This is a genomic window from Nocardia terrae, assembly GCF_009760405.1.
GTDB classification, from domain to species: domain Bacteria; phylum Actinomycetota; class Actinomycetes; order Mycobacteriales; family Mycobacteriaceae; genus Nocardia; species Nocardia terrae.
The window spans coordinates 416,474-436,665 of the sequence record NZ_WRPP01000007.1 but is presented as its reverse complement, the minus strand read 5'-3'; the positions used below and the strand labels follow the sequence as shown (position 1 = coordinate 436,665).

The 20,192-nt window shown below is 69.4% G+C and carries 13 protein-coding genes; 8 read left to right on the top strand and 5 right to left on the bottom strand.

The features are described 5' to 3' along the window. Positions 1 to 4: 4 nt before the first annotated feature. A complete protein-coding gene (locus tag GPX89_RS32905; protein ID WP_157391559.1) occupies positions 5 to 301 on the bottom strand; it encodes a SelT/SelW/SelH family protein in 297 nt (98 codons plus the stop codon). A gap of 322 nt (positions 302 to 623) precedes the next feature. Here GPX89_RS32905 and GPX89_RS44025 point away from each other — a divergent pair, with 322 nt between their 5' ends. The 6 genes from GPX89_RS44025 (at position 624) to GPX89_RS32875 (ending at position 11,058) form a co-directional block, all read left to right on the top strand. Further along, positions 624 to 3,725: an SWIM zinc finger family protein gene (locus GPX89_RS44025; protein ID WP_198347703.1), complete on the top strand. Its 3,102-nt coding sequence runs from the start codon at positions 624 to 626 to the stop codon at positions 3,723 to 3,725. A 2-nt stretch (positions 3,726 to 3,727) separates the two neighbouring features. Beyond that, positions 3,728 to 4,822 (top strand): ATP-binding protein, encoded by a 1,095-nt coding sequence (locus GPX89_RS32895; RefSeq protein WP_157391672.1) that lies wholly within the window; start codon positions 3,728 to 3,730, stop codon positions 4,820 to 4,822. Further along, complete coding sequence (locus GPX89_RS32890) at positions 4,819 to 7,167, top strand: DUF5682 family protein (protein WP_235948594.1); 2,349 nt, start codon at positions 4,819 to 4,821, stop codon at positions 7,165 to 7,167. Before GPX89_RS32895 ends, GPX89_RS32890 begins: the two co-directional genes overlap by 4 nt. After that, the gene (locus tag GPX89_RS32885) at positions 7,164 to 8,327 is read left to right on the top strand and encodes a VWA domain-containing protein (RefSeq protein WP_157391558.1); all 1,164 of its coding nucleotides are present in this window, start codon (positions 7,164 to 7,166) and stop codon (positions 8,325 to 8,327) included. Before GPX89_RS32890 ends, GPX89_RS32885 begins: the two co-directional genes overlap by 4 nt. A gap of 72 nt (positions 8,328 to 8,399) precedes the next feature. After that, positions 8,400 to 9,818 (top strand): serine/threonine-protein kinase, encoded by a 1,419-nt coding sequence (locus tag GPX89_RS46040; RefSeq protein ID WP_328602560.1) that lies wholly within the window; start codon positions 8,400 to 8,402, stop codon positions 9,816 to 9,818. A 76-nt stretch (positions 9,819 to 9,894) separates the two neighbouring features. Then, the gene (locus GPX89_RS32875) at positions 9,895 to 11,058 is read left to right on the top strand and encodes a serine hydrolase domain-containing protein (protein ID WP_198347702.1); all 1,164 of its coding nucleotides are present in this window, start codon (positions 9,895 to 9,897) and stop codon (positions 11,056 to 11,058) included. Positions 11,059 to 11,104: 46 nt separating this feature from the next. Here the strand turns inward: GPX89_RS32875 and GPX89_RS32870 are convergent, their stop codons facing one another. From GPX89_RS32870 to GPX89_RS32855, 4 genes are all read right to left on the bottom strand, one after another. Then, the gene (locus GPX89_RS32870; RefSeq protein ID WP_198347701.1) at positions 11,105 to 13,633 is read right to left on the bottom strand and encodes an ABC transporter permease; all 2,529 of its coding nucleotides are present in this window, start codon (positions 13,631 to 13,633) and stop codon (positions 11,105 to 11,107) included. Next, on the bottom strand, positions 13,633 to 14,406 hold the full coding sequence (locus GPX89_RS32865) for an ABC transporter ATP-binding protein (protein ID WP_157391557.1): 774 nt from the start codon (positions 14,404 to 14,406) through the stop codon (positions 13,633 to 13,635). The genes GPX89_RS32870 and GPX89_RS32865 overlap by 1 nt, the downstream gene beginning before the upstream one ends. Positions 14,407 to 14,506: 100 nt before the next feature. Next, positions 14,507 to 16,195, bottom strand: coding sequence for a serine/threonine-protein kinase (locus tag GPX89_RS32860; RefSeq protein WP_157391556.1), 1,689 nt, complete (start codon positions 16,193 to 16,195; stop codon positions 14,507 to 14,509). Positions 16,196 to 16,274: 79 nt separating this feature from the next. Further along, positions 16,275 to 18,134, bottom strand: coding sequence for a serine/threonine protein kinase (locus GPX89_RS32855; protein ID WP_157391555.1), 1,860 nt, complete (start codon positions 18,132 to 18,134; stop codon positions 16,275 to 16,277). 224 nt (positions 18,135 to 18,358) lie between these two features. Here GPX89_RS32855 and GPX89_RS32850 point away from each other — a divergent pair, with 224 nt between their 5' ends. Beyond that, on the top strand, positions 18,359 to 19,129 hold the full coding sequence (locus GPX89_RS32850) for a deoxyribonuclease IV (RefSeq protein WP_157391554.1): 771 nt from the start codon (positions 18,359 to 18,361) through the stop codon (positions 19,127 to 19,129). A 104-nt stretch (positions 19,130 to 19,233) separates the two neighbouring features. Further along, complete coding sequence (locus tag GPX89_RS32845) at positions 19,234 to 20,184, top strand: TauD/TfdA dioxygenase family protein (RefSeq protein ID WP_157391553.1); 951 nt, start codon at positions 19,234 to 19,236, stop codon at positions 20,182 to 20,184. The last annotated feature ends 8 nt before the right edge of the window (positions 20,185 to 20,192 follow it).

The window sequence follows — 20,192 nt, the reverse complement described above, 5'->3', positions numbered from 1 at the left end:
GCCGCTACGGACCCTCGGCCGGTGACGCCTCCTGCTTGTCCGCATGCCCCAGGGATCGGCCCGGCGCCACGCGGTCGCGGACGCGTTGCTTGAGGATCGCGATATCGGGGAATCCGCCGTCGGCCTTGCGTTCCCAGACCTGGTCGCCGTCGACGGTGATGCGGAAGACGCCGCCCTCGCCCGGGACCAGCGCCACCTCGGACAGATCGGTGGTGAAGGTGGTGAGCAATTCCTGGGCCATCCAACTCGCACGGAGCAGCCAGCGGCACTGGGTGCAGTACTCGATCGCGACGCGGGGCATGTCCGCGACCTTACCGCCGGCTGCCGCGCGCCTATGAGAACAGTTGGAACAAGCCGATCACATCGCTGCCGAGACCGAGAATGCCCTGGGCGAAGGACGAGCCCAGGCTCAGGGCGTTGAGAATGAAATTCAGCGGGTTGTTCACGTCCAGCTCCTTCGATCGTGTGATGTCCGGGCTACACGCAGTCAACTGTAGGTCGGCAATGAGCTGGTGATCGGCCAGAACGCCAGCGACAGAACGATTTTCACATCACGATTCAGGGTGGGCCGGATGTGTCGGTGCCCTCGGATACAACTTTCCTCAACCGAGGAAGGGGGATGCATGACCACCGCTTGGACCGCCGATCACATCGGCTCGCTCGCGCCGGACGCCGCGTCGCTGACCGCCGCCCGCAAGCTGCGCGGCAAGTGGAGCGGCACCGGGATGCACGAGACCGCGCTGTGGGGGCTGTGCCAGGGCAGCGGCGGCAATCCGTACCAGACCGTGGTGGATCTGACGGGGCCCGCGTACAGGTGCACCTGCCCGAGTCGCAAGTTTCCGTGCAAACACGCGCTGTCATTGCTGTTGTCCTGGAGTGCGGGCGAGGTCGCCGCGGCAGCCGAGGTCGCGGATTTCGCGGCCGACTGGCTGACCGGGCGCGCCACCCGGGCAGCTGAGAAGGCCGAGTCCGGAGCGGAGTCCGCCCGCGCCGCCGAGGCGGCCCGGCCCGAAGCGAGACCGGCCCGGGCCACCGGGGCCACCGCGGACCAGCGCCGCGCCCGCGTCACCGCCGGGCTGGCCGACCTGAGCACCTGGCTCACCGACCAGGTGCGCACCGGCCTCGCGCAGTCGGACCGCTCCGCGCACGCCTTCGAAACCGTGGCCGCCCGCATGGTCGACGCACAGGCCCCCGCCATCGCCTCGACCCTGCGCCGGTTGCCGCTCGCCACCATCCGTTCCGACTGGCCCCGGCTACTGCTGCGCGAGTACGCCCGCCTGCATCTGCTGGCCACCGCCCACACCCGCCTCGACGACCTCTCCCCCGGCCTGCGTGCCAGCGTCCGCACCCACATCGGCTACCCCACCCCGGTGGAGACGGTCCGCGCCGAGCCCGCCGTCCGCGACCGCTGGCAGGTCCTCGGCCTGCGCACCACCTCCGAGGACGGCCTCTACACCCGCCGAGTCTGGTTGCGCGGCCGCACTTCCGGCCGCTGGGCCCTGCTGGTCGACCACCACTACGGCAGCCCCGCGTTTCCCCATGACACTCCGGCCCCGGGATTCCAGGTGGACGCGGACCTCCACTTCTACCCGGCCGCCGCACCCCTGCGCGCCATCTGGGGCAGACGACACGAAGACATCCCGGAGCCCTTCACCACGATTCCGCTGCGCACCACCATTGAGACCGTCGCCCGCGGCGGGAGTGCTGTAGCGGGAGATGTGACAGTCCACACCAGGCACACCGGCAGCGGTGCGGACGAGAACCGCACGGCTGCAACCGGTCCTGCGGGCGGACCGACCGACGTCGGCGGAGCCGCCGCGACAGCCCACTCGTCCGTGCGGGTCGGCGGTGCCGCATCCGCCCGTTCCGACGGCATCGAAGCAGCGCTTGTCGAGCACGCACGGGCTCTTGGTGCCGATCCGTTTCTGCGGTCGTGGCCGGTGCTGCTGGCCGACGTGGTGCCGGTTCGCGGTGAAAAGGGTTGGTATGTGGTGGAATCCGGCGGGGACGCCCTGCCTGTTTCGATCGCCGAGGGCGAGCCGTGGCGATTGCTCGGGCTCTCGGGCGGGCATCCGATCACCGTGATCGGCGAGTGGACCGTGGACGGGCTGGTGCCCGTCGCGGCGCTGGACGCCGGGTCGATGGTGGATGTCGGTGTGGGACAGGGCAGCCCGATTCCGGTGCGCGGCGGCGTCGAGGACGGCGGGAGCGCCGAGCAGGTTTCGGCGGCGCTCGTCGGCACGGCGCGGCGTCCGGCTCATCCGGCCGGGTTGGCCGAGCCGGTCGTCGAAGCCGTCTCCGGTCGGACCGGCGATTCGGCCGCGGTACTGCTGGAATCCATTGCGCTGCAGGACTGTTTCGCGCGCGGTGGCGTGGTCACGACGTCCGCCGAGCGCGGCGAGGTCGCGGCGGACGACGGGCGACCACTGCTGCCGGTCGCGGCCGGCGCCCGGCTGATCGACATGCTGGCCGACAATTCGCCGTTTCTGGACGAGTGGTTCGCGCTCGTCGGGCCACGGAACTTCCGCGCTCCGGACGGCTCGGTCAGTGTGCTGCTGGATCGCGCGAAAGCGCTTGCCTCGCATCGCGAATCGCTGCTTCGGCTGGCCGGGGCGCGCGGCCGGTGGCTGGCCGCGCAGCATCCGGGGTGGAAGTCGCTGGTGCGGGCGGCCGCCGAGGACGAGAGCGTGTGGTCGCACGGTCGAGCGGCGGAGCGGCGTGGGTGGCTGACCCAGCTGCGGCACCGGGATCCGGCGGCGGCCCGGGCGGCGCTGGCCGGTTCGTGGGCGCAGGAGTCCGGACCGGGCAAGGCCGAACTGCTCGCCGTGCTGGCCGATGGCCTCTCGATCGGGGACGAGGCGCTGCTGGAGGCGGCGCTCGACGATCGGCGGGCCGAGGTGCGGCGGCTGGCGGCGGATCTGCTGGGGCGGTTGCCGGATTCGGCGTTCGCGGCGCGGATGGCGCGCCGGGCCGCCGCCTGGTTGAGTTTCGGGCCGCGGCCGGTGCGACCGCAGTTGGTCACCACCGGGCCCGGGGTGCTGGATGACGCGGCTCGGCGCGACGGCGTGGGAGATGCGTTCGGCTACACCGCTTATCGGGCGGACGGTGCGCCGGATCTGGCCACCGAATGGCTGCACCGGGTGGTAGCGGGGACGCCGCTGAGCCATTGGGAGCGCATTCTCGGATCGCCGGAGGAGGCCGTGCGGGTCTCCATGTCGGAGAGCGTGCGCGGCCCCATGTTCGCGGGCTGGACCGACGCCGCGCTGGCGCAACGGAATTCGGAGTGGGCCGCGGCCCTGTTCGGCGTGATGTCGGGCGCCGACGCCCGCGATGCCGACAGCGAGAAGCTGCGCGAACTGTTCGCGTTGCAGCCCGAGACGGCGCAGATCCGCCACCTGCGCGGGCTGGATTCCAGCTGGCTGGCCGAGATCGAATCGCTGCTGCGCGCCATGCCGCATCCGTGGCCCGGGCCGATGGCCGAGCACGTGTTGCGGCTGCTGCTCGAGCGCGCGCAGCTGTGCGCGGACCGGCCGGGCGCGCCCAGCCTGGTGCCCGGCTCGTATCGGACGCTGTTCCGCGCGGCGTCCACCCATTTCCCGCCCCAGGTGGCCGGGATGGTGGCGGGCGTGGCCCGCCGGTGCGGTGACCCCTACTGGGAGCAGGCCTTCGACCAGCTCGCCCATGACCTCATTGAACGCACGACGATGCTCGAGGAGCTGCAGTGACCATGACTCAGGAACGCGACGCCCTGCTGCGCCCGCACGCCGAACAGGCCTTCGCCGACGAGCTGAAGGCGCTGGCCGCCGCCGACGACCGGCCGCGCCCGCCCTCCTGGAAGCTGTCGCCGTGGGCGGTGGTCACCTATCTGCTGGGTGGCACGCTGTCCGACGGAACGGTCATCACGCCCAAGTACGTGGGCCCGCGCCGGCTCATGGAGGTCGCGGTGGCGACGCTGGCCACCGACCGCGCGCTGCTGCTGATCGGCGTTCCGGGCACCGCGAAGACCTGGGTGTCGGAACATCTTTCGGCGGCCGTCGCCGGGCATTCCACGCTGCTGGTGCAGGGCACCTCCGGCACCGCCGAGGAGGCCATCCGCTACGGCTGGAACTACGCGCGACTGCTGGCCGAGGGTCCCAGCGAGGCGGCACTGGTGCCCTCGCCCATCATGACCGCCATGCGCCTGGGCTCGATCGCGCGGCTCGAGGAGCTCACCCGCATCCCCTCGGATGTGCAGGACGCGCTGATCACGGTGCTGTCGGAGAAGACGCTGCCGGTGCCGGAACTCGGCACGGAGGTGCAGGCGGCCAAGGGCTTCAATGTGATCGCCACCGCCAATGACCGCGACCGGGGCGTCAACGAACTGTCCTCGGCGCTGCGACGGCGCTTCAATACCGTGGTGCTGCCGCTGCCGGCGGGCGAGGACGAAGAGGTCGCCATCGTGACCCGCCGCGTCGAACAGCTCGGCACCGCACTGGAATTGCCTTTCGTGCCCGCCGCGGCCGAGGAGATCCGGCGCGTGGTGCGGGTGTTCCGCGAGCTGCGCTCGGGCATGACCGAGGACGGGCGCACCAAGCTCAAGTCCCCGTCGGGCACGCTGTCGACCGCCGAGGCGATCTCGGTGATCACCAATGGCATCGCGCTCGCCGCCCACTTCGGTGACGGGGTGCTGCGCCCCGCCGATATCGCGGGCGCGGTGCTGGGCGCGGTCGTCAAGGATCCGGTTGCCGACCAAGTGGTTTGGACCGAATACCTGGAGGCCGTGGTCCGTCAGCGCCCGGACTGGGCCGACTTCTACCGCGCCTGCCGCGAGGTGCACGAATGACCGAGACCGCGGCCTCCGCCGATCTCGCCGTTCCGTCCGGCATCACCGTCTCGACCGGCACGGCGATCGCACCCGAGACACGGGTGTTCGGGATCCGCCACCACGGGCCGGGTTCGGCGCGGTCGCTGGGACTGGCGCTGGCGCGATTCCAGCCCGACGCCATCTTGATCGAGGGCCCGGCGGATGCCGATCCGCTCGTCGGTTACGTCGCCGCCGAAGGCATGTCACCGCCGGTGGCCCTGCTCGCCTATCAGCCCGACAGCCCGGCCAAGGCCGCCTTCTGGCCCTTCGCGACGTTCTCCCCCGAGTGGGTGGCGCTGCGATATGCGGCCGAGCATGGTGTGGCCGTGGGGTTCTGCGATCTGCCCGCCTCGGTCTGCCTGGCCGTGACGGAGGAGCCGGGTGACCGGACCGACCCGCTGGGCATCCTGGCTTCGGCCGCCGGATATGACGACGCCGAGCGCTGGTGGGACGCCATCGTCGAATCCTCCTCGGACGCCGATATTTTCGCCGCGGTCAACGAGGCCATGGCGGTATTGCGCGAGCATGCCGAGCACCCGGATGACGACGGCCCGGAATCCGAATCCGCTGTCCCGGCCGGGGAGTCCGGGACGGCGGAGACGGAGAGCAGCTCGGCCGCCACGGCGAGGATCGTGGTGGACGCGCACACGCTGCGGCGTGAGGCGCACATGCGGCAGGTGATGCGAAAAGCCTTGAAGGACGGCGCGCGCCGGCTGGCCGTGGTGTGCGGTGCGTGGCACGCGCCGGCGCTGGAGGGCAAGCTGGGCCCGGCCGCCCCGGACGCCCGGCTGCTCAAGGGCATGCCGAAGGGCAAGGCCACGCTCACCTGGGTGCCGTGGACGCATTCGCGGTTGGCGAGCTCCTCCGGCTATGGCGCGGGCGTCACCTCGCCGGGCTGGTACCACCACCTGTTCACCGAGACCGAGCAGCCGATCGCGCGCTGGCTGACCAAGGTGGCGGGCACGCTGCGGACGCACGATCTGCCGGTGTCGAGTGCGCACATCATCGAATCCGTGCGGCTGGCCGAGACTCTCGCGATGCTGCGGGAGCGGCCGCTGGCGGGGTTGTCGGAGGTCACCGAGGCCACGCGGGCGGTGCTGTGCGACGGTGACGAGACCATGCTGCGCCTGGTCAGCACCGAACTCGTGGTGGGCGAGGCGATGGGCTCCGTGCCCGAGGGGACGCCGACCGTGCCGCTCGAGGCGGATCTGCGCGCACAGATCAGGACGCTGCGCTTGAAGCAGCAGGCACTGGAACGCACGCTGGATCTGGATCTGCGGACCGACGGCGGGCTGGCGAGATCGCATCTGCTGCACCGGCTTCGGCTGCTGGATATCGGATGGGGGCGACTGACCGACAGCCAGGTGCGCGGTACCGGCACCTTCCGGGAGACGTGGACGCTGCGGTGGCGGCCGGAGCTCGCCATCGCGATCGTGGAGGCCTCGCGCTGGGGTACGACGCTGCGTTCGGCGGCCGAGGCGAAGGTGCTCGACCTCGCCGCCGACACGAACGCCACGGTCGGCAAGGTGGCGAACATGCTGGAGGAGGCGCTGCTGGCCGATCTCGGCGGAGCCACCGACGGGCTGATCGCGCGGCTGGAATCGGTTGCGGCGCTGGATCACGACGTCACGCATCTGCTGTCGGCGCTACCCGGGCTGCTGCGGATCGCGCGGTACGGCGATGTCCGCGGCACCGACAGCGCGGCCCTGACGCGGGTCGCGGACAGCCTGCTGGTGCGCAGTTGCGCCGGATTGCCCGGCGCGGTCACGGGTTTGGACACCGACTCGGCCACCGCGCTGCGCACACAGATCGACGCCGTGCATCTGGCGCTGTCGGCCCGCGACGACGAATGGGCCACCGGGACGTGGCTGTCCACCCTGCAGACCCTGGCCGACCGGGACGATGTGCACGGTGGAATCGTGGGGCGGGCCGTGCGTCTGCTCTGCGACGCCGAGCGCATCGACGCGGAGGAATCCGGCCGCCGACTATCGGCGGCCCTGTCCGTCGGCCGCACCGCTCCCGACAAGGCAGCCTGGATCGACGGGTTCCTGGGCGGGCGCGGGCTGCTGCTGGTCCACGACCGGAACCTGTTGTCGCTCATCGACGACTGGCTGTGTGGACTCGACGAGGCGCAGTTCGTCGCCACCCTGCCGCTGCTGCGCCGCACCTTCGGCGCGTTCGAATCCGGTGAGCGGCAGGCCATCGGGCAGGCCGTTCGAAACGGCGGGCCGACAACGCCGGCGGGCAGCGGCACCGAATACGACGCCGACCGCGGCACGCTGGCGATGCGGGCGGCCGCGGAGATTCTTGGAGTCTTGCGATGAACGAGATGAACGAGGCGCAGGCGCGGCGCTGGCGGCTGGTGCTCGGGAGCGCGGGTGAGGAGGGGCTCGGCGGCGGCGGGCTCCCGGGTGCCGATGATCAGGCCATGGATCGGGCGTTGGGAGCGCTCTACGACTCCGGTGGGCAGGGTGGATCCGGCCGCCGGTCGGGCGGGCTCGGGGGTTCCGCGCCGCAGGTGTCGCGGTGGCTCGGCGATATTCGCCGCTACTTCCCGTCGACCGTGGTGGAGGTGATGCAGCGCGACGCCGTCGATCGGCTCAACCTCACCGAATTGCTGCTGGAGCCCGAGCTTTTGGAGGCGGTCGAACCGGATGTGCATCTGGTCGGCACGCTGTTGAGCCTGAACCGGGTCATGCCCGAGACCACGAAGGCGACCGCGCGCACGGTGGTGGAGCAGGTGGTCAAGGAGATCGAGCGGCGCATCGCGGCGCAGACGGTCGCGGCCGTGGGCGGGGCGTTGAACCGCGCGGCGCGGGTGTCGCGGCCGAAACTGCGAGATATCGACTGGGACCGGACGATTCGCAAGAACCTGGCGAATTATCTGCCGGAGCATCGGACGGTGGTGCCGGAGCGCCTGGTCGGGTACGGGCGCAAGGCGCAGGCGGTCGAGCGGGATGTGGTGCTGGCCATCGATCAGTCGGGGTCCATGGCGTCCAGCGTCGTTTACGCGTCGGTGTTCGGCGCGGTGCTGGCGTCCATGCGGTCGCTGCGCACCTCGCTGGTGGTCTTCGACACCGCCGTGGTCGATCTGACCGAGAAGCTGGCCGATCCGGTGGAGGTGCTGTTCGGCACGCAACTGGGCGGGGGGACCGATATCAATCGGGCCATCGCCTATTCGCAGTCGCTGATCACGCGGCCGGCCGATTCGCTGTTCGTGCTGATATCGGACCTGTACGAGGGCGGGGTGCGCGCGGAGATGTTGCGTCGCATACGCGCCATGAAGGAGTCCGGGGTTCAGGTGGTGGTGCTGCTGGCGCTGTCCGACGAGGGCGCTCCCGCCTACGACCGGGACAATGCGGCGGCGCTGGCCGCGCTGGGTGTGCCCGCTTTCGCCTGCACGCCCGACCGGTTCCCGGATCTGCTGGCGGTGGCGCTGGACCGCGGTGACGTGCAGGCTTGGGCGCATCTCAACGCGGGGTGACGCCAACTCGGCGACAATTGAGCGTCATCGGGCACTGATAGGCTGCCCTGCGGGTTTTGTCTAGTGGCAGATTTGAGTTTCGGGAAGCGGGTGCTCGGTTTGCGCTCAGGTGATGTGTTCGCCGGCTACGTCATCGAACGCGAGCTCGGCCGCGGCGGCATGGGCTCGGTGTATCTGGCCAAGCATCCGCGCCTGCCGCGCATGACGGCGCTCAAGCTGCTGAATCAGGAGATGTTCTCCGACGACGAGATTCGCGCGCGGTTCATTCGCGAGGCCGATCTGGTCGCCCGGCTGGACCACCCGAATATCGTCACCGTCTACGACCGCGGTGACGAGGGCGAACAGCTGTGGATCTCGATGCAGTACATCGACGGCATCAACGCGTCCTCGATCAGTCCCGGAACCCTGCCGCCGCTACGCGCCGCCCAGATCATCGGCGAGACCGCCAAGGCCCTCGACTACGCCCACGGGCTGGGCGTCCTGCACCGTGACGTCAAGCCCGCCAATATCCTGCTGGCCCGCTCCTCCTCCAAAACCGGCGCGGGCGAACGCGTCTACCTGACCGACTTCGGCATCGCCCGCCTGCGCGACGACACCGGTCACCTCACCCAGACCGGCACGGTCACCGCCACCCTCGCCTACGCCTCCCCCGAGCAGCTCACCGGCGCGTCCCTCGACGGCCGCTCCGACCAGTACTCGCTGGCCTGCACCCTGTTCCAACTCCTCACCGGCGCGGTCCCTTTCGAGGGCACCAGCCCCGCCGCCGTGATCCGCGGCCACCTCCAGCAACCGCCGCCGCCGGCCAGCCCGCTGCGCCAGAACCTTCCCCGCGCCATCGACGCGGTGCTCGCCAAGGCCCTTTCCAAGCGCCCCGCCGACCGCTACCGCTCCTGCGTCGAATTCGCGACGGCCGCCGAACGCGCCCTGCAATCCCCCAACCCGGTCGCCCCGCCCCGCCCGCCGACCCCCGCGCACCCGCAGCCGGTCGTCGCCCCGCGCCCGCCCACCCCGGCCCGCCCGCAGCCGGTGATCCAGCAGCCGCCCACCCCGACGCCCTCGACCCCACGTCCCCTGGTCGGCCCGGGCCCGTCGTATCCGAACCAGGGTCCGGCCTACACCAACCCCGCCCGGCCCGGCCCGGCCTTCCCGAACCAGCCGGTGTCGACCCCCGCGTACCCGAACCAGCCCGCGCCCCAGACCTTCACGAACCAGACGCCGACCTACAGCCCACCCCCCACGTACCCTCCCCGCACCACCCCGCCCCCGACTTACACTCCCCCGCAGAAGAATTCGAACACCACCGCCTGGCTGATCGCCGCCATCGTCGTGGTCCTGGTCATCGTCATCATCGTGGTCGCGGTGATCATCAAGTCCAGCAAGTCCAAGGCCGACTCCCCCCAACACCCCGACACCGTGGTGACCCTCGCCTTCCCGGACTACCTGGCCCCGGGCAACACCGCAGGCGAGAAGCCCTTCACCATCACCCTCTGAATCAGGGAAATCCCCCGGACCGATACCGGGGGTTCGCCGGATTATGCCTGCGGGCGCGGCGAATTAGCGTTCGAGGATGATTTCGAGTCTGCGTGGACGGGTCGCCGTCGCGGTCGGCGTCACCGCGCTGATGGCGGGCGTGGTGGGTTGCGGTGCGGACCGATCCGGCGGGGGCTCGCCCGGGGAGCGGTTGCGGCAGGACGTGGAGAAGCTGCATGCGCTGGGAATCAGCGGAGTGCAGGCTCGCGTCATCGGAGTCGACGGTAGGGAATCGGTGGCCGTCGCGGGGAGCGCGGACTCGAGTACGGGAAGTCCGGTCGATCCGGACGGGTACTTCCGGATGGCCAGTACGTCCAAGACCCTGGTCGCCACCGTGGTGCTGCAACTGGCAGCCGAGGGCAAGCTCGGGTTGGCGGATACGGCCGAGCGGTGGCTGCCGGGTGTGGTGCGGGGGAACGGGAACGACGGTTCGCGGATCAGTATTCGGCAGTTGCTTCAGCACACTGCGGGAATTCACGATGATCTGCCGGGGTACACCACGGCCGAGGAGTACTACCGGCAGCGGTTCGACATCTACGATTCCGAGCAGCTGGTGGCTCGGGCGATGACGCACGAGCCCGACTTCGCGCCCGGAACGGGCTGGGCTTATGCCAATACCGACTATGTCCTGCTCGGCATGATAGTCCGGCAGGTCACCGGGCGCCCGGTCCACCAGGAGATCGAGGAGCGCATCCTGAAACCGATCGGCCTCGAGCAGACCCGGTGGGGCGGCACCTCGCCCGGCCTGCCGGAGCCGCACGCGCGGGCCTATCAGTTCTTCGGACCCGATTCGCAGGTGGATGTCACCGAGCAGGTTCCCGTTGACCCCGAAGTCCTTTCGTGGGTCACGACCACGCACGACGAGAACGTATTCTTCCGCGCCCTGCTCTCGGGTCGACTGCTGCCGGCGCCGCAGCTGACCGAGATGAAGAACACCGTCCCGGTCGCCGGGGGGCTCGAAACGTTCTGGCCCGGTGGACGATACGGGCTCGGCCTCGCCGAACGCCCGCTGAGCTGTGGCGGAAGCTACTGGGGGCACGAGGGCGGCGACGGCGGTTACATCACGCTGAACGGGGTCACCGGTGACGGCCGGCGGAGCGTTGTGGTTTCGATGTCGGAGGCGCTCGGCGATACGCCCGAACACATACTGGCCCAGGAGAACTCGGCGAGCGCGCTGATCGACCACGCGCTGTGCGATTGAGGCCGGGGATCCGGGGCGGGCGGCCGGACGCCCCGGATCATCCGATCTACAGGTCGGCGATGGCCGCCAGTGGGGGTGTGCGGGCGGCCCGCACCGCGGGCCACAGCGCGGCCAGCACGCCGACCACGCCGGAGGCCAGCAGCATCAGCACGATCTGGGTCCACGGGACCGCGATTGTCGCGATACCCAGTTCCGCAAGGGTTTTCAGGAATCCGACGCCCAGGCCGATGCCCAGGATCACGCCGACCACCGCACCGAAGATGGCGATCAGCATGGATTCCAGGTAGATGCTGCGACGCACCTGGGGCCGTTGCATACCCACCGCGCGGAGCATGCCGATCTCGCGGCGGCGTTCCACGACCGAGAGCGCGAGGGTGTTGACGATGCCGAGAATGGCGATCACCACCGCCAGCGCCAGCAGGCCGTAGAGGATGGCCAGCAGGGTGTCGATCTGCTTGCCCTCCGCGCCCTTGAAGTCGTTGTGGTCCTGGACCTGAACGATCACGTACTGCTCGGTGGCCTTCTCCAGACTGGTGCGCATGGCCGGGAGGTCGGCGCCGGGCTGGGCGGCGATCAGGACCAGGAAGCTGCTCTGGTAGCTGACCGGGACGGCCTTCTGGTACAGGGCCATGGAGGTGACCATGTTCTGCAGCAGCTGGGTGTCCTTGTAGATGCCCGCGACGTTCACGGTGTACTTCTTGTAGTCCAGTCCGGTGACCGGGACCGACTCGCCGACCTTCCAACCGTGGTCGGAGGCAAAGGTTTCCGAGACCATGATGTCGTCGTCACCGAGCTGGTCGGTGCCCTGCTCCACGGTGTAGTTCATCACCTTGGACATCTGGCCCTCGGGCGCGGTGCCGATCACCTGCTTGTCGTCGACCTTCAGCGCGACACCGTGAAAGGCCACCACATCCTTGACCTGCGGCACCTGCTTGACGGTGTCGGTGGCCGCCAGCGGGACGCCGATGATCCCGCCGGGCGGGCCCGCCAGGATGTAGTCGGCCTTCACGCCCTTGTCGACCAGATCGCTGACGCTGGCCTTGGCCGAGGAACCGAGCATGCCGATCGCCGAGACCAGCATCAGGCCCAGGGTCAGCGCGAAAGCGGTGGCGGCGGTGCGGCGCGGATTGCGAATCGCGTTGTTGCGCGCCATCTTCCCGACCGGGCCGAACGGCCGCACCAGCACGCTCAGCCCCGCGATCACCGGCCGCGAGAGCGCGGGCGAGGCGAACAGCACCGCGAGAATCAAAGCGGCCGCACCGATTCCGACCACCGCGGCCGCACTGCCGCCGGTACCGCGCGCCCCGAGAACGACCAGGACCACGCCCGCCACCGCCAGCACGGCGCCGATGATGGTGCGCACCCGCAGCGACTCACCCGACGAATTCGATTCCGAGCGCATGGCTTCCACCGGCGGCACCTTGGCGGCCCGCCGCGCGGGCGCGTACGCGCTCAGCACCGTCACGATGGTGCCGACGCCCAGGGCGACCAGCACCGTGCGCGGCTCCAGCGACATGGTGCCGGTGGGCAGACCCAGCTTGAACGCATTGAGCAGCCCGGACAGCCCGAACGCCAGGCCCACACCGGCCGCGAGACCCAGTGCGCTGCCGATCAATCCGACGATCAGCGACTCGCCGACCACCGACCGCGAGATCTGCCGGCGACTCGCGCCGACCGCCCGCAGCAGCGCCAGCTCACGCAGGCGCTGGGCCACCAGCATCGAGAAGGTGTTGTAGATGATGAACGTGCCCACGATCAGCGCGATGGAGCCGAACGCGAGCAGGAAGTAGTTGATGAACTTCAACGCATTGCCCAGCTGCGCCTTGAAATCGTCGCGCACCTGCTCGGCGTCCTGCACCTTGTAGTCGGGCAGCGCGGCCTTGATCTGATCGCGCAGATCATCGGCCTTGATGCCGGGCTGGGCGGCGATGTCGACGTAGGCGACGTGCTGTCCGTCGGTGAACAGCTGCCGCGCCTGGGAATCGTCGAACTGCAATCCGATGAAGCCGCCGGTATTGCCCGCCTGCGGGTCGTAGATGCCCGAGACGGTGACGTCGATATTGCCCTTGGACGGCACCAGCACCTTGGTGTGATCGCCGACCTTCAGACCCGCCCGATCCGCGCCGCCCTTGTTGATGGCGATCTCACCGGGCTTCGAGGGCGGCGCGCCCTCGGCGAACTTGTCCGGCTCGGCCACCGACTTACCCGGCGGCAGATACGACTGCCCCATGGTCGGCGCGCCGCCGGTCTGCACGGCGTGCCCATCCTTCAACAGCACCACCGGGCCGTTGACGCCGGGCGCGACGGTCTTCACACCGTCCATGTGGGAGATCTTGTCCACGATGTCGTTCGGCACGCCGACCGACTGCTGCCCCTTGGTCGTGACGCGCACGTCCACGCCCTTGGCCTGGGTGGCGAAAATGCCGTTGAAGGTGCTCTGCAGCGTGTCGGTGAAGATGAAAGACCCTGAGATGAAGGCGGTTCCGAGCACCACCGACAACACCGTCAAGATCAGGCGCACCTTGTGCGCGGCGAGATTGCGCAAGGCGACCTTGCGCATCGGCGAGGCAGACATCAGAGCGTCTCCAGCGACTTCATCTTGTCGAGCACGGATTCGGCGGTGGGCTCGCGCAATTCGTCGACGATCTTGCCGTCGGCGAGGAACACCACCCGGTCGGCGTAGGACGCCGCGCGCGGATCGTGGGTCACGATGACCACCGTCTGACCGAATTCGTCGACCGCGGCCCGCAGGATGTTGAGCACCTCGCCGGAGGAGTGCGAGTCCAGGTTGCCGGTCGGCTCGTCACCGAAGATGATGTCCGGCTTGCCCGCCAGTGCGCGGGCGCAGGCCACGCGCTGCTGCTGACCGCCGGACAGCTCGCTGGGGCGGTGGGTGAGCCGGTCGCCCAGGCCCAGCCGCTTGACCACGGAGGACAGCCACTCCTCGTCGGGCTTGCGGCCCGCGATGTCCAGCGGCAGCGTGATGTTCTCCAGCGCGGTCAGGGTGGGGACCAGATTGAACGCCTGGAAGACGAAGCCGATGCGGTCGCGGCGCAGCGCGGTGATCTGCTTGTCCGAGAGCCGGGTCAGATCGGTGTCACCGATGTGGACCGATCCCCCGGTGGCCGAGTCCAGACCGGCCAGGCAGTGCATGAGCGTCGACTTGCCCGAGCCGGAGGGGCCCATGATGGCGGTGAACTCGCCCTTCGCGAACTCGGCCGTCACCCCGGCCAGGGCATGGACCTGCGTGTCGCCCGAACCGTAGATCTTCACAAGATCGGTCGCGCGGGCGGCGACCGGGACCGTGCCCTGCTCGAGGGTGACGGATTCCGAGACGTTCGAAGTCATGATGTCCAGTGTGTCGAGGTTCGAGGGGTCGTGCCATCCGGGAAGTCCCTGAAGACTGTCTCCTCACAGACTCCACACAAATCCCCCGCACGGACAGCCCTCAATTGATGGGGGCGGACTTCCACCACTCCAGCAACTGGTCGTCGGTGACCAGGAGCCCTGTGGTGTACATGAGGAAGGCGTGTTTGCCCTCCCGCGCGTGGAACTCCGTCACCAGCCGCGGGCGCAGCAGGGCGCTACCGCTGATCTGGTAGTTCGTGTACTTGGTGCCGTGCAGCTTGATATCGGACTTGGTATAGCCGGACAGGGCGTTGAGCGCCTCCTCGGCGTCGGCGGCCGAGCGGTACATGACGAAACGGTAGGTCGGATGGCCGACCCCGGTGCAGTTCCAGGCGATCTCCCAGGCGCCCAGATCCGGATCGCCGGACCCGGTCTCGGGCGGCGGCGAGGCGGGCTGATAGGTCGTGCACGTCGCACCCTGGTAGCCGACGCCGGTATTGGTGTCGGAGCTCGGGTCGGCCTGGGGCAGCATCTGCGGAAAGCGCTGGCTGAGGATCTGGGCGGCCGCGCCGGAGTTCTCGGGCAGGCCCGCCGCGGGTCCGGTCGTCTCGGTCGGTGTGATCGTGTCCTCGGTGGTCGGGGTGGGCTCCTCGGAGGTGATCGCGGGCGTGTGGGAGGTCCCCTTCTCATCGAGCACGGAGACGATGACGGCGACCGCCGCCAGCGGCAGCACCACCAGGGCCGCCACGCCCAGCAGGCAGCCGCGCAGCTTGGAACGCTTCTTGCGCGGTCGCGGCGGCGCCGTTCGCGGCGCGGCCGCCGCGGGCGCCGGCGCCTGCGCTCGCGCGGTGTAGCGGGAGGTGCCGGAAGGCCGCTGCCCCGGAACGGGATTCGGCTCGAAGCGGGTGGTCGCCGCGGGCGGCGCGAACGGCGCGTGCGGCACCACCTGCGTCACCCCGGCCGGGTTCTCCAGCGCCTGCTGAGCGGCATCGGTGAACTCCGTGCACGAATCGAACCGGCCCTCGGGATGTTTCGCGAGCGCACGGGCCAGGACCGCGTCCAGCGCCTGCGGCAGACCCGCCCGCAACGCGCTGACCGGCGGCGGCGCCTGGTTGAGATGACCGTGGATGATGCCCACCGGATGCTCGGCCGCGAACGGCACATCGCCGGTGAGCAGCCGGAACAGGCTGCACGCCAAGGAGTACTGGTCCGAGCGCGGGTCCAGCGGCTGCCCGGAGAGCTGTTCGGGCGAGGCGTAGGTCAGCGTCGCGGTGAACGAACCGGTCTGGGTGAGCTTGGTGGCGTCGTCGCGCAGTCGGGCAATGCCGAAGTCCGCCAGGAAGACTCGCTCCTCGGCGTCGATGCGCTCGAGCAGGATGTTGGCGGGCTTCACGTCTCGGTGCAGCACGCCGCGGCGGTGCGCGAAATCCAGGGCGCGCGCGGTCTCGGCGATGATCCGGATGGCTTGGCGCGGAGGCAGATTCGCCGCCTCCAACTGCGAGGCGTCGGGACCGTCGATGTAGCGCATGGCGATCCAGGGCTGCGCGTCGTCGATGCCGCGGTCGTAGACGGGCACGATGTTCGGATGCTCGAGCCGCGCGATCAGGTCGCCCTCGCGCTCGAACCGCCGACGTACCTCGATATCGCCGAACAGATCGCGGCTGAGCAGCTTCAGCGCGATGAGCCGGGGTAGGCGGGGATGCCGTGCCAGATACACCGATCCCATGCCGCCACGGCCGAGTTCGCGTTCGATCTCATAACCGGCGAACCTTTCCCCAGCGCGCAGCAAACTAAACCCTTTCGACCCGGACTCCTACGGTTCGCGACCCTACGTGCCCGCCGCGAGGCTGTCATCCGACCAGGTCAGCTCAGGTGAGCGGCGCGTTCTTCCACCACTTCAGGACCGAGTCCATGCTGCCCGCGATGCCGTCGGTGTACATCAGGTACTGGGCCCGGCCGCTGTCGCCGGTGAAGGCGGTCACCATGCGCGGGTGGTCACCGGTGTACTGGTAGTTGGTGTCGGACTTGCCGCCGTTGGAATCCTGCGACTTGGTGTCCGGGGTGAGACCGCTGAGCACCGACTGCACCTTGTCGGCCGAGGTGTAGGCGTAGATCCGGAAGAAGGGGTCCTTGCTGTCGTTGCCGCCGTAGCAGCGCCACTGCACCTTGAAGTCGCCGAAGTCCGGGGTGCCGTCGGTCGAGTCGGAGTCGATCGGCGAACTCGGCACCCAGCAGGTCGCGCCGTTGTAGCCCTTGCCATCCTCGGTGGCGGGCAACAACTTCGGGAATTCCTTCGAGACCGCGGCCTGGTCGATCTGTTTGTTTCCGGCCACGGGAACCTGAGCCGAGGACGTCGCCGCCGCGCCCTTGGTGGTGGCGGACTTGCCCTTGCCCGAGGCGGCCACCACCGCGACGATCACGATGATCAGCACCAGCACCGCGGCGATGATCCCGATGATCAGACCGGTGTTCGATTTGTTCGGCGGTGCGGACCGATGCGCGCCCATGGGCGCCACCGGCGGACGCTGCGGCTGGACCGGAGCCTGGTAGGCGTAGGACGGCGGCTGGGTGTACTGGTTGGTGCCGCGGCCGGTGTAGTTGCCGGTCACCGGCTTCGGCGGGGCCGGATTCACCGGATTGGCCTGCGGCGGAACCGGATACGGCATGGCCGGGCCGGTCTGCGGGCGCGGCGCGGCGGTCGGCATGGGCGCGCCGGTCTGCGGCCTCCCGGTCGGCATAGGCCCGCCGGTCGGCATCGGGCCACCGGTCGGCAGCCGTCCACCCGTGGGCATCGAGCCGCCGCCGGTGTACATCGGCATGCCGCCGCCGGTCATCGGCGGGGCCACCGGCATGGGTGGTGCGGTCCGGCCGACCAGCGGCATGGCGGGCGCGCTCGGGTGCGCGAGCGCACGCCGGGCCGCGGCCGCGAAGTCGCTGCAGCTGGCGAAGCGGTCCTCGGGGCGCTTGGCCATGGCTTTGGCGATCACCATGTCCAGCGCCGGCGGCAGACCGGCGCGCGCACTGCCCAAAGGCGGTGGCGGGCTTTGCAAATGGCCCTGGATGACGGCGGCCGGGTTGGTCGCCGAGAACGGGCCGTTGCCGGTGAACAGCCAGAACAGGGTGCAGGCCAGCGAATACTGGTCGGAGCGGCCGTCCAGCGCGGAGCCGGTCAGCTGCTCGGGCGAGGCGTAGGCCAGGGTCGCGGTGAACGTGCCCGTCTGGGTGAGGTGACCGCTGTCGTCGCGCAGCCGCGCGATGCCGAAGTCGGTCAGGTACACCCGCTCGCCCTTACCGCCGGTGGAGCGGGCCAGCAGGATATTGGCGGGCTTCACGTCCCGGTGCAGCACCTCGTTGCGGTGCGCGTAGTCCAGGGCGTCGGCCATCTCGGCGACGATCTGCACGGCGCGCTCCGGCGGCAGCGACTGCGGATTCACGCTGGCGGCGTCGATCCCGTCGATGTACTGCATGGAGATCCACAGCTGGCCGTCCTCGAGCCCGCGGTCGTAGACGGTGACGATGTTGTGGTGGTCCAGCTGCGCGACCAGGTCGGCCTCGCGCTCGAAGCGGGCGCGGACCTCCTTGTCGAAGACCATCTCCCGATTCAGCAGCTTGAGCGCCGTCATCCGCGGCAGCCGCGGATGCTTGGCCAGGTACACCGAACCCATGCCACCCCGGCCGAGCTGCCGTTCGATGACATACCCAGCAAAAACGTCACCTTCGGACAGCATGACGATCTCCCACTTTCCACTCCGCGGCCGGGACCCACCAGCGCGCGAGGTACAACAGACGATCGGCAGGATCGTGCAGGGCCGATCCGAAAAACACCGAAACCTTAACCGATTCGCGGCCTACCGAACTATCTACGCACGGACCGCTAACGCAACACTGAACGTTTGCTTGTCGTCGCCGCTGACCCGCGGTGCCTGTCGGAGGGCAGGGATAGGCTGGGCCAATGCGTATTGGAGCTCACGTCCGTGAGGACAGCGACCCGATCGGCTTCGGCGAGAAGCTGGGGGCCGATGTCATTCAGATGTTCGTGGTTGATCCGCAGAGCTGGGACAAGCCGAAGCCGCATCCGCTCGCCGAGGAGATCAAGGCCAGCGAGATCGACGTGGTCGTGCACTCGTCCTATCAGATCAATGTGGCCAGTCTGAACAACCGGCTGCGCATGCCGTCGCGCAACGCGGTGGCGCAGCAGGCGAAGGCGGCGGCCGAGCTCGGGGCGTTCGGGCTGGTCGTGCACGGCGGGCACGTGCGCTCCGATGCCGAGATGGTGGAGGGCTTCGTCAACTGGCGCAAGCTGTTCGAACGGCAGCAGGACAAGGGCGGGTTCGCGGTGCCCATCCTGATCGAGAACACCGCCGGCGGAAATCACGCCATGGCACGGTATTTCGACGATATCGGGCGGCTGTGGGACGCGGTCGGCGACTTCGGGGCCGGATTCTGCCTCGACACCTGCCACGCGTGGGCGGGCGGCGAGGAACTGGTCGGGATCGTGGAGCGGATCAAGGCGATCACCGGGCGCATCGATCTGGTGCACCTGAACTCGTCGCGGGACGCCTTCGATTCCGGCGCGGACCGGCACGCGAACTTCTCCGACGGCACCATCGATCCGCAACTGCTGGCGGAGGTGTGCCGCACGGCGGGCGCCCCGGTCATCCTGGAAACGCCCGCCGAGGGCGTCGCCGAGGACCTGGCCTACCTGAGGGAACACGTCGGCTGAGCCGTTTCGATCCGGCTGATCCTGAACCTGTTTCGACGGAAGGTTCGCTGATGTCCTGATGGGGGCCCGAATCCGGGCCCTTCCATCCGGGCGAAAGGCATTGCATGTCCGTCGATTACGCAACTTCCAACATCACTGTCGTGCGGCTGGGCAGCAAGATCGGCGCGCGAATCGACGGCGTCCGACTGGGCGGCGACCTGGACTCGGTGACCGTCCAGGCCATCCAGGACGCGCTGCACGAGCACAAGGTGATCTTCTTCCGCGGCCAGGAGCACCTGACCGAGGACGGCCAGTACGAATTCGCGCAACTGCTGGGCACGCCCACCACTCCGCACCCGACGGTCACCTCCAAGGGCGTCAAGACGCTGCCCATCGACTCCGAGTACGGCCGCGCCAACAGCTGGCACACCGACGTCACCTTCGTGGACCGCATTCCGAAGGCGTCGATCCTGCGCGCGGTGCACCTGCCGCCCTACGGCGGTTCCACCACGTGGGCTTCGACCGTCGCCGCTTACGACTCGCTGCCCGCCCCGCTCGAGGCCCTCGTGGAGAACCTGCGCGCCCGCCACACCAACGCCTACGACTACGCCGCCGACCGCACCGAGGCCGCACGCGGCGAGAACTCGCAGGTGACCGCGAACATCAAGGCGTACCGCGAGGAATTCGAGTCCACCTACTACGAAACCGAACACCCGGTCGTCCGCGTCCACCCCGTCACCGGCGAACGCGCCCTGCTCCTGGGCCATTTCGTGAAGAACTTCGTCGGCTTCTCCGCCGCCGAATCCCAAGCTCTGTTCCAACTCCTCCAGAACCGCGTCACCCGCCTGGAGAACACCACCCGCTGGAACTGGCAACTCGGCGACGTAGCGATCTGGGACAACCGCGCCACCCAGCACTACGCCATCGACGACTACGACGGCCAGCCCCGCCGCCTCACCCGCATCACCCTCGCCGGCGACGTCCCGGTCGGAGTCCGCGGCGACGTCAGCGAGATCATCTCCGGTAACGCCGAGCACTACTCGATCATCGAAGAGGTCGTGACCCGCGCGGCCTGAATCCCAGC

Coding starts and splice junctions, on each gene's coding strand:
- GPX89_RS32855 (WP_157391555.1), bottom strand. CDS start 18,134: ATGCTGTCCGAAGGTGACGTTTTTGCTGGGTATGTCATCGAACGGCAG.
- GPX89_RS32885 (WP_157391558.1), top strand. CDS start 7,164: ATGAACGAGATGAACGAGGCGCAGGCGCGGCGCTGGCGGCTGGTGCTC.
- GPX89_RS32890 (WP_235948594.1), top strand. CDS start 4,819: ATGACCGAGACCGCGGCCTCCGCCGATCTCGCCGTTCCGTCCGGCATC.
- GPX89_RS32865 (WP_157391557.1), bottom strand. CDS start 14,406: ATGACTTCGAACGTCTCGGAATCCGTCACCCTCGAGCAGGGCACGGTC.
- GPX89_RS32870 (WP_198347701.1), bottom strand. CDS start 13,633: ATGTCTGCCTCGCCGATGCGCAAGGTCGCCTTGCGCAATCTCGCCGCG.
- GPX89_RS44025 (WP_198347703.1), top strand. CDS start 624: ATGACCACCGCTTGGACCGCCGATCACATCGGCTCGCTCGCGCCGGAC.
- GPX89_RS32850 (WP_157391554.1), top strand. CDS start 18,359: ATGCGTATTGGAGCTCACGTCCGTGAGGACAGCGACCCGATCGGCTTC.
- GPX89_RS32895 (WP_157391672.1), top strand. CDS start 3,728: ATGACTCAGGAACGCGACGCCCTGCTGCGCCCGCACGCCGAACAGGCC.
- GPX89_RS32905 (WP_157391559.1), bottom strand. CDS start 301: ATGCCCCGCGTCGCGATCGAGTACTGCACCCAGTGCCGCTGGCTGCTC.
- GPX89_RS32875 (WP_198347702.1), top strand. CDS start 9,895: ATGATTTCGAGTCTGCGTGGACGGGTCGCCGTCGCGGTCGGCGTCACC.
- GPX89_RS32845 (WP_157391553.1), top strand. CDS start 19,234: ATGTCCGTCGATTACGCAACTTCCAACATCACTGTCGTGCGGCTGGGC.